We start from the raw sequence: 12,995 nt of genomic DNA, 5'->3' as shown, positions 1-12,995 counted from the left end.
GCGGTCATCCGCAGCCGGCTCAAGCAGTTGCAGTACCGCCCCGACCTCCTGGACGCCTTTCTGGCACACACCGGCCTGATCACGAACCCGAGATCGACATGACACCCCGAACTTTCAATCTCTGTAGCTCGTCTTAAAGTCGAGCTGGTCGATCTCGTACACCAGTCGATCAGCACGCCACCGGTCATAGCCGTACGTCTGCTTGCCGTCGCGCGGATCGATCACCTCGACCGTGTTGACCTTTTCGACCCAGTCGACCTCGGGCTTGCCGATCTTCCAGGTGCCTGCGTGCCTGTCGGTGTGTGTCAGGAGGCGGTCTGTCGCAGTGTCGTAGGTGTTCTTGGCCCAGATCCGGCCGGAAGGCAGCGTGACCTGCGTCAGCTTGTTGCTGACCTTCGCACGGGCTGCCCAGTGTGCCTGGATCGTGGCCTCCGACAGTGGCTTGCCGTAGACCGCGAACTCGTCGATCGTGCCGTTGAACGCGAAGGCGCCGGAAGCCGTCGGGCCTCCCGGAATGTTCGACCAGGAGTTGGCACGGTAGCCGCTGCCGACGAACGCACGTGCACGGTAATTCGCCACGGTCGTTCCGGTCAGCTCACCGGCGAGTTCACCGTCGAGATAGAGCTTCTGCTGCTCACCCGCCACCGTGAGCACGACGTGATGCCACTGACCATCGTTGACCGGAGCGGCCGACGTGATCGGGGTGAACCCGGAGTCCGACAGCTCGCCCAGCTGGCCCCGTAACCGCCCGTCCGTGCCGACGTAGAGGATGGGTTCCGTGGCGCCGAATTGGTGGCCGAGCTGGTCAGCGGAGAGCACGACCCCGTGCTGGGTCGTCTTGATCCAGCCTTCGATCGAGACTTCTTTCCGCAGGCGATGTTGAAGGGGAGTTCCATGGTGGACTTCGTGAAGCCCGCGGCGGTGTCGCTGCTTGCCTCCAGCGCTCCCGGCTGGCCCACGGTGACGCCGGAATAGATGCCCGTGCCGCCCTCACTGCCGAGGTTGGCTGCGGGCTCGTCCTCCGCGTCGCCCAAGCGCCAATAGCCCACGGGCTCGGCGTCGAGAACGACGCCCTGGTACCGGGAGCCCTGCCCATAGGTGTAGGTCGTGCAGTTCGGCGCGACCGCCGGCGAGCACACCGACGTCAGATTGCCGCCCGTATAGCTGTACGTCCACGTCAGCGCCTTGCCATCCACCGCGTCCGTGGACACCGTGGCCACGCGGGGCCCGTTCCAGGTGAAATGCAGCGCCCGGCCGCCGACGCCCGTCACCGAGCTGAACGTGCCGTCGTCACCATAAGCGAGGGTCTGCGCCCGGCCCCGCCTGTCCACGATCTTCAGCAGCCGTCCCGACGCATTGAAGTAATAGGAGGTGGAAGAGATGTCCATCAGGCGCCAGCCACCGCCCTCCACCTCCGCCAGCACGTCCTTCATCCCCGGCGGCGGCTGGTACGTACCGTCACCCTTGGCGGCGAACCGCACCCGCCGACCACTCGGATAGCTCACCAACAGGCTCGTCGTCGCCGTTCCGGACAGCTCCGCTACAACCTTCATGTCCCACGGCGACGACCACCCGGCGCCGAAAATGCCGTCCGTGCGCGCATCCTGGCTGTTGTACGTCCGCACCACCGACAAGGACGGACCCGCCGTCGCCACCTGCGCGTCCACAGCGCTCGTGGTGTAGTTCCCGGCGATAGGCGAGAACTCCTGACCCTCGCTTGCGCGCTCACCCAGATGGAGACTGTTCAACGGCTGACGCGCACCTGTAACGACCAGCTGCCTGTCGCTGACGGCGGAATCGCTGCTCTCCGGATCCACGACGCGAACCCACCACTCGTACGGCTGCCCCCATTCCAACGTGTCCTCAGGCACCCGCCAACTACTCACACCCGACTGAACGCTGGACTCCCAACACTCCGGCGTCGGGACCGGCTCACCCGGGTCAGGAAACTCGTCCTCGTCCTCCTCCGGCTTCTCACAGATCTTGAACCCGAAGCTCAGGTCTGCCTCCGTCCCACCGCCCAAACTGGTCGCGCGCACAGTCAGCAGCGGAGTCGTGCTGACCAACGACCCCGTCTCGGGATACACGTGGTTGATTGCCGGAGTCGCGGCCGGCAGAGCCTGCCGATCCCTCTGTTCTGCGCGCTCGACACCAGGCGGCAACTCGGACTTCTCCACCTCCAGCGCCTCGCCACGCCTGTCCAAAGGAAGGGCCCCCGGTACTCGGGAGTCCCCTTCAGACGTCTGCCCGCCCGCGGTCGATGTGGTGGTCACGAGGCTGGGCACGACCCCCGAAGAACCCAACTGCTGCTTGGGGAGGACCAAATCCCCCTGGCCGGCGGCAACCTGGCTGGCCAATCCCTTCGCTGCCGATACAGGGGTGGCCGTCAAGGAAAGTAAGCCCGGTAGTGCGGCGGCCATGATAGCCAATGCCGATTTAGACAGAAAGGCACGCGAAAACATCCGGCGCATACGCCGTCACACTCCGAACCACGCAGGGCGCCTTGACGCCGGACGAAGCTCCACCCCACCGGGCAGAGGCCGAAATCCCTGACAGTGCAGCTCGGAGCGTGTTAGCAAACGGGCAAAGCATAAAATGCCCACAAACTAACAACAAGATCAAATCTGTGATACGTGCATAACATTCTGTGACACTCCGGCCAGATCGCAGCTCAAAGGCTGAAATAGCACTGTCACCGGGGGGGATTCCTTAGCCGCCGATCACAACCGTTTGCTGCAAGGGCTTATGCGCCATGGTGGGCGCTACCACGCTCTCGGGCCCGCCGGGCAAGGCGGAACATCGGCATTGACGCCCCATGCGCGTCCCGCAGGCCGAGAATGTAGCGAAGCACCTGCTTCGAACCGGAACGGCAGCATCGGCCGGGGCATTAGGAAGATCTTCCTTGGTTCCACTGACAGAGCGTGTTTGCCTTGTCACGATGAGCGTATGCGTCGTGGTGATCTGACGAACGCCGAATGGGAACGGCTGGCGCCGCTCCTACCCCCGGAAGAGCTGCTACCCCTTGACGACAGACGCGGCCGGCCGCGGACCGGCCATCGGGCGGCGATCAACGGGATGCTCTATCAGGCCCGCACCGGGGAGCACTGGCGAGATCTGCCACAGCGGTTCGGATGCTGGGTCGCTATATATAAGCGTCACCGGCGCTGGGCGGCGGACGGGACCTGGCAACAGTTGTTGTCCGCGATCGAAGTCGTTCAGGGCACGAGCGCCCGGACGCCCAGCGACGCCTCGGGCCGTCGCCCCAAGCTGCGCGCCGTCCCGCCGCCGGCGCCTCGGCGCAAGAGACCGACTCCGAGCGATCCGGTGCTGGCGCGGCTCCGCGCCCACCTGGCGGAGGTGGTCGGCCGAAGGACCGTATAGGTCGCGCACGGCGGGCAGGCCACACCTCCATAGAGGGGAACGCGTCTCGTTGCTGGGGCAACGAAATCCCGACAAACGGGGCAAATGCGGATGCATTGGGCCAGAACCTGAAGATCACCTGAGAGGAGGCAAGCATCTTAGACGGGGCATCCCCCCGATCTGGTTCCTGTGATCTGAGTCACGTTTTGCTGGCTACAGTACGTGTCGGGGCACTAACGGAACTTTCGTTCCAGCAGCAACATGCCACCCATACCCTGCAAAGACGTAACCTCTCGGTCACCATACGCGAAGATCTCTGACTAATAACGGCCCGATAACGGCGGCAAGGGTGCCTTCCGGATGTTCCAAACCGGGTTCCACCTGCGGAGATCACCACGCTATGTTCCTTGCTATCCCTTTACTGACGCATGGGACGCACGTTGCGACCCACGACAGAGCAAGGAGCAGTTCCCTTGAAGCGCATTCTCATCCCCGCCGGCGGTGCCGTTCTCGCCACCGGTCTTCTGGCCGCCGGCCTCGCCGGTACGGCCCAGGCCGACAGCGACGTCGCCAAGGACAACATGGCGACCAGCGCGGCCAACGCGAAGGCCATCGCGAACTTCTGGGCGGAGAACAACGGCGCTGCCCTTAAGGCCGCCAAGCAGTCCGACGTCTGGACCAAGTCCGACGTCGCCAAGCTGCAGAGCAAGGGCGGCTACAGCTCGGACACCAAGCCGGGTTCGACCGCTCCGATCGGCCAGGAGAAGAAGTCCTCGTCGAAGACGCAGAACGTCAACTTCCCGAAGACCATCGGCAAGGTGTTCTTCGTCAACAGCAAGGGCGAGAAGAAGTGGTGCTCCGCCACTTCGATCCAGTCGAAGTACCGCAACCTGGTCGCCACGGCCGGTCACTGCGTGTACGACACCGCGACCAACTCCGCCACCATGGACAAGTGGGTCTTCGTCCCGGGTTACTACCAGGGCAAGTCCCCGTGGGGCATCTACGTCGGCAAGACCGCCTTCACCCACTACGACTTCGACGTGTACGAGGACTACGACCGCGACTACGCGTTCGTCACCGTCTACAACGGTGTCAAGCTGGACGCGAGCAAGTCCAAGAACGTGTCCAAGGCAGAGTGGGACAAGTACGAGGGCATCAAGGATGCCAAGGACGTCGAGGTCAGCCGGGAGGAGTTCCGCAAGGGCAAGCTCGACCCGAACACCTCTGACTACTACTGGCGGCAGAAGGGCAGCAAGGCCGAGCTCACCGGCCCTGACTACCCTGGCGCCGAGGTGTCCAAGGTCGAGGTTTCCCAGGAGCGCTACAAGGCCGCCCGGGTCGGCAAGGGCAACGGTCGCAAGTTCGGCGAGCCCATCGTCGAGAACGTGACCTACAACGAGGCCGCCGCCTACCTGAAGAACCAGAAGGCGAACCCGGACAAGTTCCCGGGCACCGTCAAGCTGGACAGGCGTGGCAACTCCACGATCACGCACTACTACGTGCAGGCGTGGTACAAGCCCGGCAAGGACGCCAAGTTCTTCAAGACCGTCTTCTACATCATCGAGGACTTCGCCAAGGACGCGGGTCGTCTCGGTGACAACGTCGGCGGTCAGGGCTTCGCGTGGAACCAGCCCACCGGCAAGGCCGTCCGCGTGTTCGGCTACCCGGCCGCTCCTCACCCCGACGGCAACAAGAACTACACCGGCATTACTCCGAAGTGGTGCTACGGCAAGACCACGAAGAAGCTGGTCGGTTCGAAGGCCAAGAAGATCGAGGAGCACGTCGCCCTCAAGTGCGCCATGACCGAGGGCGCCGACGGTGGCCCGTGGCTGTACAAGTACAGCAACGCCAAGCGTCTCGGCTACGTGAACGGTGTCATCAGCACCTTCAACGACCAGGACGGCAACGGCCGCGTTGACTACATCTCGTCGCCGTACTTCGACGGCGAGACCAACACCGTCTACAAGGCCGCTGCGGCCTCGTGGTCCGGCAAGGTCGTCTAGGTAACCCATAGCGACCGGCCATAAACCGTTCGTCAGGCGTTACAAGCAAGGGGCTCGGCATCTGCCGAGCCCTTCTGCTTTTCCGGCACAGAAGTGAAGGCGTTTGGACGCATGGGACCGCGAGATGGTGCCATACATGCGTTGTGATCTGTGTCACACAAGTCCGTTGGCCTTGATCCGCGCAGCCCTCGCGACTCGCTGGTCACACTGACAACGCACTCATGTTGATCAGGGCAAACGACAACAACATGAGCTTCGCTCAGCTCCTGCGACTCAGCCAGTTAAACATCACGAAACGATCACGCCCGACTTGTCGCAGCTTTTCCTAGCAAAGCGGCTACCGGTCATCAAGATCGACACTGTATGTTCCTGGCTATCCCTTTACTGACGCATGGGACGCAAGAGGCGTTCCACGACAGCGCAAGGAGTCATTGTGAAGCGCATCCTCATCCCGGCTGGTGGCGTGGTTCTGGCCACCGGTCTTCTGGCTGCCGGCCTGGCCGGCACCGCTCAGGCCGCCGACAAGACCGTCGCCAGCGACGCTCTTGCTGCGAACGCGCAGAAGGCGGCGGAGACGCTCGAGTTCTGGACCAAGTCCAACAACGCTGCCCTCAAGGGTGCCGTGGCGTTCAGCCCCGACGCTCTCGAGGTCAAGAAGATCCAGAGCAGCGGCGGTTATTCCGCGGACACCAAGCCCGGTTCGACCGCGCCGATCGGCGAGGAGAAGAAGTCCTCCTCCAAGACCCAGAACGTCAACTTCCCGAAGTCCATCGGTAAGGTGTTCTTCGAGGGTCGCGACGGCAAGCTGTACTGGTGCTCGGGCACCTCGATCCAGTCGAAGTACCGCAACCTGGTCGCCACGGCCGGTCACTGCGTGTACGACATCAAGGCCAACCAGGAGACCGTGTCTCGCTGGGTCTTCGTCCCGGGTTACTACCAGGGCAAGGCTCCTTGGGGCGTCTACGTGGGTAAGCAGGCCTTCACCCACTACGACTTCGACGTGTACGAGGACTTCGACCGCGACTACGCGTTCGTCACCGTCTACGACGGCATCGGCGGCACGCTGAACAAGCCGAAGCAGGTCACCAAGGCCGAGTTCGACGCCTACAAGGGCGAGAAGGAGGCCAAGGACGTCGAGGTCAGCAGGGACGAGTTCCGCAAGGGCAAGCTCGACCCGAAGACCTCCGACTACTACTGGCGTCAGAAGGGCACCGACGCCGAGCTCACCGGCCCCGACTTCCCTGGCGCGGAAGTTGCCAAGGTCGAGGTCAGCGAGGCTCGGTACAAGGCCGCCCGGGTCGGCAAGGGCAACGGTCGCAAGTTCGGCGAGCCCATCGTCGAGAACGTGACCTACAACGACGCCTTCGCCTACCTGCAGAACCAGAAGAAGGACCCGGCCAAGTTCCCCGGCACCGTCAAGCTGGACCGCCGTGGCAACTCCACGATCACGCACTACTACGTGCAGGCGTGGTACAAGCCCGGTGCGGAGAAGAAGTACTTCCGCACTGACTTCTTCATCATCGTTCACGAGGTGAAGAGCGTCGGCAAGCTCGGCGACAACGTCGGCGGCCAGGGCTTCGCGTGGAACCAGGCGCCCGGCCAGACGGTCCGGACCTTCGGTTACCCGCAGGGCGCGCACCCCGACGGCAACAAGGCCTACACGGGCGTTACGCCGAAGTGGTGCTACGGCAAGACCAGCAAGAACAGCTACAAGATCGCCCAGTACCGGGTCGAGGAGCAGGTGGCGCTGAAGTGCGCCGTCACCGGCGGCTACGCCGGTGGCCCGTGGCTGGCCAAGTACAGCAACGCGAAGCGTCTCGGCTACGTGAACGGTGTCACCAGCCTGATCGTCGACAGCGACGACAACAAGCGCTACGACACCATCACCTCGGCGTACTTCGACGGTGAGGCCAACACGGTCTACAAGGCCGCTGCGGCCGCGTGGTCCGGCAAGCTCATCCCGTAGTGAGCTGCGGTACCTGAGCGAGGACTTGTCTTCGTTCACCAGCACGACCAGAGGGCTCGGCATCCAGCCGGGCCCTTTGCCCTTTATTAGCGTGAAAACCGTGATTCCCCTTACAAGAGTGACTCAAGGGTCGATAGGGTTCTTACGCCCGTTTTGACAACTGTGGAGCCTCCCGTGAAGCGCCTGCTCATCCCCCTAGCCGCCGCCGGCCTGAGCGCCGTGACCCTTGCCGCGCCCGCCAGCGCCCAGCCGCACTGGGCGTCCGACGACCTCCAGCCCAAGCCCGCCGACGCCTACGGCGCCGCCTTCTTCTGGCTCGACTCCAACGGAGCCGCGCTGAAGAAGGCCACCCAGTACACCCTGGACACCAAGTCCGTGCCGAAGATGGTGACGTCGGGCGGCAGCGGCACCACGGACAACGGCAAGCCCGGGAGCACCGCCCCCACCGGCACGACCAAGAGTTCCGCCAAGGTCTCGAACGTCAACCTGCCCAAGACCGTCGGGAAGGTCTTCTTCCTCGACAAGGCCGGCCGCTACCGCTGGTGCACGGCCACGTCCATCCAGTCCAGGAACCGCAACCTGGTCGCCACCGCCGGGCACTGCGTGTTCGAGAACGGCAAGGACGACGTCTACGACAAGTGGATCTTCGTCCCGGGCTACTACCAGGGCAAGGCTCCCTGGGGCGTCTACGTCGGCGCGTACGCCTACACCGCGTACGACCTGGACACCTACGACGACTACGACGGCGACTACGCCTTCGTCGCCGTGCACAACGGCTTCTCCCTGGGCCCGGACAAGGCCGTCTCCTTCAAGGAGTTCAAGGCCTGGGCCGGCGACAAGTGGGTCAAGCCGCGCGAGATCAGCCGCGAGGAGTACCTCAAGTGCGTGCTGAACCTCGGCGAGTGCTGGTCCGAGGGCAAGACCACGCCCGCCGACCTGGTCGGCCCCGACTACCCCGGCGCCGTCCTCGAGAAGGTGGAGGTCAGCGCGGCCAAGTACAAGGCTGCCAGGGTCGGCAAGGGTCAGGGCTTCAAGTTCGGTGAGCCCGTCGTCGAGCACGTCACCAAGCCCAAGTGGGCCGCCTACAACGGCCCCGGCGACAAGGGCAAGGGCCCCGACGCCCTCGGCAACTACAAGATCACCCACTACTACGTGCAGAAGTGGGTCAAGCCCGGCACGTCCCGTAAGTACTACGAGGCGCAGTTCATCATCGGCATCGCCAGGGACATGGGCCGGCTCGGCGACACCGTCGGCGGTCAGGGCTTCGCCTGGAACCAGCCGCTGAACCAGAAGGTCATGGCCTTCGGCTACCCCTCCGCCCCGCACCCCGACGGCGACAAGCCCTTCACGGGTGTGACGCCGAAGCACTGCTACGGCAAGACCGGCACCAAGACGACCCAGGTCAACATGTTCAGGGTCGACACGCACCAGACGCTCAAGTGCTCGATGACCCCCGGCGCCGACGGCGGCCCGTGGCTCATGAAGTACAGCAACGCCAAGCGCGTGGGCTACGTCAACGGCGTGACGAGCATGTTCCACGACACCGACAAGAACGGCCGGATCGACCACATCAGCTCGGCCCTCTTCGACAGCGAGACGGCCGACGTGTACAACAAGGCCAACTACGCGACCACCAAGAAGATCGTCGGCCCGAACGGCGAGCTTCTCAAGTAAGAGGTCCAGCGCGACGGCCCGGATCGCCCGTGAGGGCGGTCCGGGCCGTTCCGTGTCCGGACGGCACTGTGAGAACGGCGGGTCTAGACGGCGGTGGACAGCTCGCGCTCGCGCAGCGCCCGCACGGGCCGCTCGTTGCGGTGGGGCTTCAGGCGCCGCCGGAGGTCGCCGGCGTAGGAACGGGACCTGGCCGACTGCAGCTCGCCCGACAACGCCAGCGCGCTGGACGCGACCTTGCAGGCCTCCTCCAGCTCGCCCGACTGCAGCAGCCCGGCGGCCAGCAGCGACAGGTTGAACATCCGCCCTCGCACGTAGCGGGAGTCCATGTCGAGCGAGCGGTGCGCGTGGCGGACGACCTGCTCGCCCTCTCCCAGGTCGCGAAAGCAGTGGGCGAACTTGGCCGACAGGTAGGCCTCGTCGAAGTAGCTCAGCCACGGGGGCTCGTCGGCGGGCCTGCGGGCGTCGAAGGCCCGCTCCGCCTCGTTGAGCGAGGCGGAGCAGGAGCGGGTGTCGCCCATGCCGGCGTGGGCGTGGGCCTCCAGGACCTGGGAGGAGGCCAGCAGGGTTTTGACGCCGGCGTCGCGAGCCGCCATCTGGGCGGCCCTGGCCAGGTCGAGTGCGTGCGCCGGCTGGCCCATGTAGATGGCCTGGTGGGCCATGCCGGCCAGGATCTCGCCGCCCAGGGTCTGGTCGTCGGCTCCCCTGGCCAGGCGCAGGGCCTGGATGAGGTAGCGCTGGGCGAGGCCGTGCTGCTCCATGTCGTAGGCCATCCACCCGGCCAGCCGGGTCAGCTCGGCGGCCGCGGAGGCCAGCTGCTTGCCGGTGGCGTCGTCGTAGGAGCCGTCCTTGAGCAGCGGCGAGACGGCGTTGTCGAGGTATCTCACCACGGACGAGCGGACGCGGCCGCTGCCGAAGCGGTTGTCGAGCTCACCGAACGATCGGGTGACCTCGCGGATGGCGACGATGTCCGCGCGGCCCACCCGCCGCGCGCCCATGCCGCTCGGGCGCCCCTCGGTGGGGGACGTCAGCCAGCGTATGGCTCCTACGGAGCCGGCTCCGATCGCGAATGTCGAGTCGATCAGGAACCTTCGTCGCTCTACATCGGCACGCCATAGCGCCGTCACGGTCGCGACCCCCTCCTGCCAGGTGTGCGTGAACTCCTGTCCGAGATCGAGGGGGGAGATGGCCGGCATGCCCAGGTCGTCAGAGGTGACCCGCCTGCCCAGCCGTAGCGCGAAGATCTCGGTGAGCAGACTCGGCACGGGATCGCGCGGCTTCTGGCCGCTGATCCAGCGCAGCACGGAACTGTGGTCGTACTTGAGGCCTGGTGTCCCGCGCGCGGCTCCCAGATCGTTGAGACGTCTGGCCAGTCCCTTATGGGAGAACCCCGCCTCCGCGATGAGTTGCTGCAGCAGACGGTTAGGCTCGCGTTCCATCGCTCTCCTCGTTGCAGGAGCCGGCGCCCACAATCTTTACAGAGAGCTACAGTTATAGCACCTAGCGTAAAGATTTTATGGAAGTTCGCTGACCTCGACCAGACTCCGTCCCGCACCCGGCCGTCGGCGATCCCCCCTCATGGAGAAGATCCGCCGCTACCCGCCGTCGCAGGAGACAACCGTGGCAAGAAGAGAGCGAGGGCCGTCGGGCCCCCGCTCTCAGGAGTTGCCGCAGGTCAGGCGCGGGCGACGCCGTCGGCGCGGGCCTGGGCGGCCACGGCGGCCGTCACGGCGGGCGCTACCCGGTCGTCGAACGGGCTCGGGATGACGTACGTCGCCGACAGGTCGTCACTGACGACGGTCGCGAGCGCGGTGGCCGCGGCCACCTTCATGTTCTCCGTGATGGTCGTGGCCCGCACGTCGAGGGCGCCGCGGAAGACGCCGGGGAAGGCCAGCACGTTGTTGATCTGGTTGGGGTGGTCGGAGCGCCCGGTGGCGACGACGGCGACGTGTTTGGCGGCCACGTCGGGCTCGACCTCGGGCGTCGGGTTGGACAGGGCGAACACGACGGCCTCGGGAGCCATGGACGCGATGGCCTGCTCCGGCACCGTCGACCCCGACAGCCCGATGAACACGTCGGCGCCCGCGAGGGCGTCCTCCGTCGACCCGGCGTGCCCGGCCCGGTTGGTCTGGCGGGCGAGCGCCTCCTTGACCGGGTTGAGGCCCTCCCGGCCCTCGTAGATCATGCCCTTGGAGTCGGCGACGGCGATGTCACCGACACCCGCCTCCAGGAGGATCTTGGTGACCGCGACGCCGGAGGCGCCCGCGCCGGCCACCACGGCGCGCAGGTCGCCGAGCGCGCGGCCGGTCAGGCGGGCGGCGTTCTGGAGCGCGGCGAGCACCACGATGGCGGTGCCGTGCTGGTCGTCGTGGAAGACGGGGATGTCGAGCAGGTCGCGCAGCCGGTCTTCGACCTCGAAGCAGCGCGGGGCGCTGATGTCCTCGAGGTTGATGCCGCCGAACGAGGGCGCGAGCCGCACGACGGTCTCGACCAGCGCGTCGACGTCGGTGCAGTCGAGGCAGATCGGCACGGCGTCGACGCCGGCGAACTCCTTGAACAGCAGGGCCTTGCCCTCCATGACCGGCATGGCGGCCGAGGGGCCGATGTCGCCCAGGCCGAGCACGGCGGTGCCGTCGGAGACGACGGCGACCACGTTGGGGACCCAGGTGTAGTCGTCGGCCAGCGCGGGATTCTCGGCGATCGCGGTGCAGACCCGGGCGACGCCGGGCGTGTAGGCCAGCGACAGGTCGTCGGCGTCACGGACGGGAACGGTGGAACGGACCTCGAGCTTGCCCCCGCGATGCAGCGCGAAAGCAGGATCGGCGTCGAGCGTGTCAAGTGAAGAAGAAGCGGGCTTGGCAGCCACAACGACCCCTGTGTGATCGGTAGCGGAAGAGACCTTCGGCGGACGAGCGCGAGCGGGCTGGCCTCGGTAGCTGCCAGGATCCCCTCGTCGGTCGTCTCGGAGGGGGTACGGGGGTCACCCGTGTGCCCATCTTGCCACATGGTGAGATGGTGTCGGCGCCGACGCCGTTCCGTTGACGCATTGTTAAATCACAGATGACGTACCTGCACAAAACCCCATTTAAACTGCACAAAACGCAAGTTTCGTGGCTTTTCACTCCTAGGAGGCCGTTCATGGCCCTCAGCCTCAGAGGCCGCCGTGGCTACGCCGCCGGCGCGCTCGCCCTGACCGCCGCTCTCGTGCTGACAGCGTGCGGCAGCGAATCCGGCTCGAGCTCCGGCACCACGAGCGCCAGCGCCTCCGCAGCCGGTGGCGCCCAGCTCGTCCAGCCGGGCAAGCTCACCGTCTGCACCAACATCCCGTACGAACCCTTCCAGTTCAAGGACGACACCGGCAAGATCGTCGGGTTCGACGTGGACATCGTCGACCTCGCCGCGAAGAAGCTCGGCGTGGAGCAGAACATCGTCGACATCGACTTCGCGGTGATCAAGAGCGGCGCCGCCATGGCCGCCAAGAAGTGCGACGTGGCCGCCGCCGGCATGACCATCACCCCGGAGCGCCAGCAGAACATCACCTTCTCCGACCCTTACTTCGACGCCACGCAGGCGCTGCTGGCCAAGAAGGGCACGGGCGCCACGTCGCTGGAGGACGTCAAGGCCAAGGGGCTCAAGCTGGGCGCGCAGGCCAGCACCACCGGCCTCGACTACGTCAAGACGCACGGCCACAACCCGACCGAGTACGCCGACTCGTCCAAGGAACTGCTCGCCCTGCAGGCCGGCCAGGCCGACGTGATCGTCCAGGACCTGCCCGTCGTGCTCACCTGGCTGAAGAAGCCCGAGATCGCGGCCAAGTTCGAGATGATCGCCAGCCTCGACACCGGCGAGCAGTACGGCATCGGCCTGAAGAAGGACGCCGACCCGGTGCTCCTCAAGACGATCAATGAAGAGATCGCCAAGGCCAAGCAGGACGGCACGTACGAGAAGATCTTCGTGAAGTGGTTCGACAAGAAGCCGGGCGAGCTGAGCTGATC

General features: G+C 65.5%; 7 protein-coding genes and 1 pseudogene. 4 read left to right on the top strand and 4 right to left on the bottom strand.

Annotated elements, in window-relative coordinates; translation table 11 throughout:
- Positions 1 to 114: 114 nt before the first annotated feature.
- Positions 115 to 819: a LamG domain-containing protein gene (locus ABGB14_RS47605; RefSeq protein WP_347650499.1), complete on the bottom strand. Its 705-nt coding sequence runs from the start codon at positions 817 to 819 to the stop codon at positions 115 to 117.
- Positions 820 to 1,484: 665 nt separating this feature from the next.
- A pseudogene (locus ABGB14_RS47600) lies at positions 1,485 to 2,420 on the bottom strand (DUF6531 domain-containing protein); the annotation flags it as partial.
- Positions 2,421 to 3,833: 1,413 nt separating this feature from the next.
- Between ABGB14_RS47600 and ABGB14_RS47595 the strand changes: the two are divergent.
- The 3 genes from ABGB14_RS47595 (at position 3,834) to ABGB14_RS47585 (ending at position 9,003) form a co-directional block, all read left to right on the top strand.
- A complete protein-coding gene (locus tag ABGB14_RS47595; RefSeq protein ID WP_347650498.1) occupies positions 3,834 to 5,363 on the top strand; it encodes a hypothetical protein in 1,530 nt (509 codons plus the stop codon).
- Positions 5,364 to 5,796: 433 nt separating this feature from the next.
- Entirely contained in the window at positions 5,797 to 7,329 is a 1,533-nt protein-coding gene (locus ABGB14_RS47590; RefSeq protein ID WP_347650497.1) for a hypothetical protein, read from the top strand.
- A gap of 174 nt (positions 7,330 to 7,503) precedes the next feature.
- Positions 7,504 to 9,003, top strand: coding sequence for a hypothetical protein (locus ABGB14_RS47585; protein ID WP_347650496.1), 1,500 nt, complete (start codon positions 7,504 to 7,506; stop codon positions 9,001 to 9,003).
- Between the two features lie 83 nt (positions 9,004 to 9,086).
- Here ABGB14_RS47585 and ABGB14_RS47580 read toward each other — a convergent pair whose 3' ends face one another.
- Both ABGB14_RS47580 and ABGB14_RS47575 read right to left on the bottom strand, forming a co-directional pair.
- The gene (locus ABGB14_RS47580) at positions 9,087 to 10,439 is read right to left on the bottom strand and encodes a hypothetical protein (protein WP_347650495.1); all 1,353 of its coding nucleotides are present in this window, start codon (positions 10,437 to 10,439) and stop codon (positions 9,087 to 9,089) included.
- Positions 10,440 to 10,675: 236 nt separating this feature from the next.
- Complete coding sequence (locus tag ABGB14_RS47575; protein ID WP_347650494.1) at positions 10,676 to 11,866, bottom strand: NADP-dependent malic enzyme; 1,191 nt, start codon at positions 11,864 to 11,866, stop codon at positions 10,676 to 10,678.
- 272 nt (positions 11,867 to 12,138) lie between these two features.
- Between ABGB14_RS47575 and ABGB14_RS47570 the strand changes: the two genes are divergently transcribed.
- A complete protein-coding gene (locus ABGB14_RS47570) occupies positions 12,139 to 12,993 on the top strand; it encodes an ABC transporter substrate-binding protein (RefSeq protein WP_347650493.1) in 855 nt (284 codons plus the stop codon).
- Positions 12,994 to 12,995: the final 2 nt, after the last annotated feature.

This window comes from Nonomuraea sp. B10E15 (assembly GCF_039871615.1).
GTDB lineage: Bacteria > Actinomycetota > Actinomycetes > Streptosporangiales > Streptosporangiaceae > Nonomuraea.
Note: the sequence above shows the minus strand (reverse complement) of the source record. Positions and strands in the feature narration are given on the sequence as shown.

Coding starts and splice junctions, on each gene's coding strand:
- ABGB14_RS47580 (WP_347650495.1), bottom strand. CDS start 10,439: ATGGAACGCGAGCCTAACCGTCTGCTGCAGCAACTCATCGCGGAGGCG.
- ABGB14_RS47570 (WP_347650493.1), top strand. CDS start 12,139: ATGGCCCTCAGCCTCAGAGGCCGCCGTGGCTACGCCGCCGGCGCGCTC.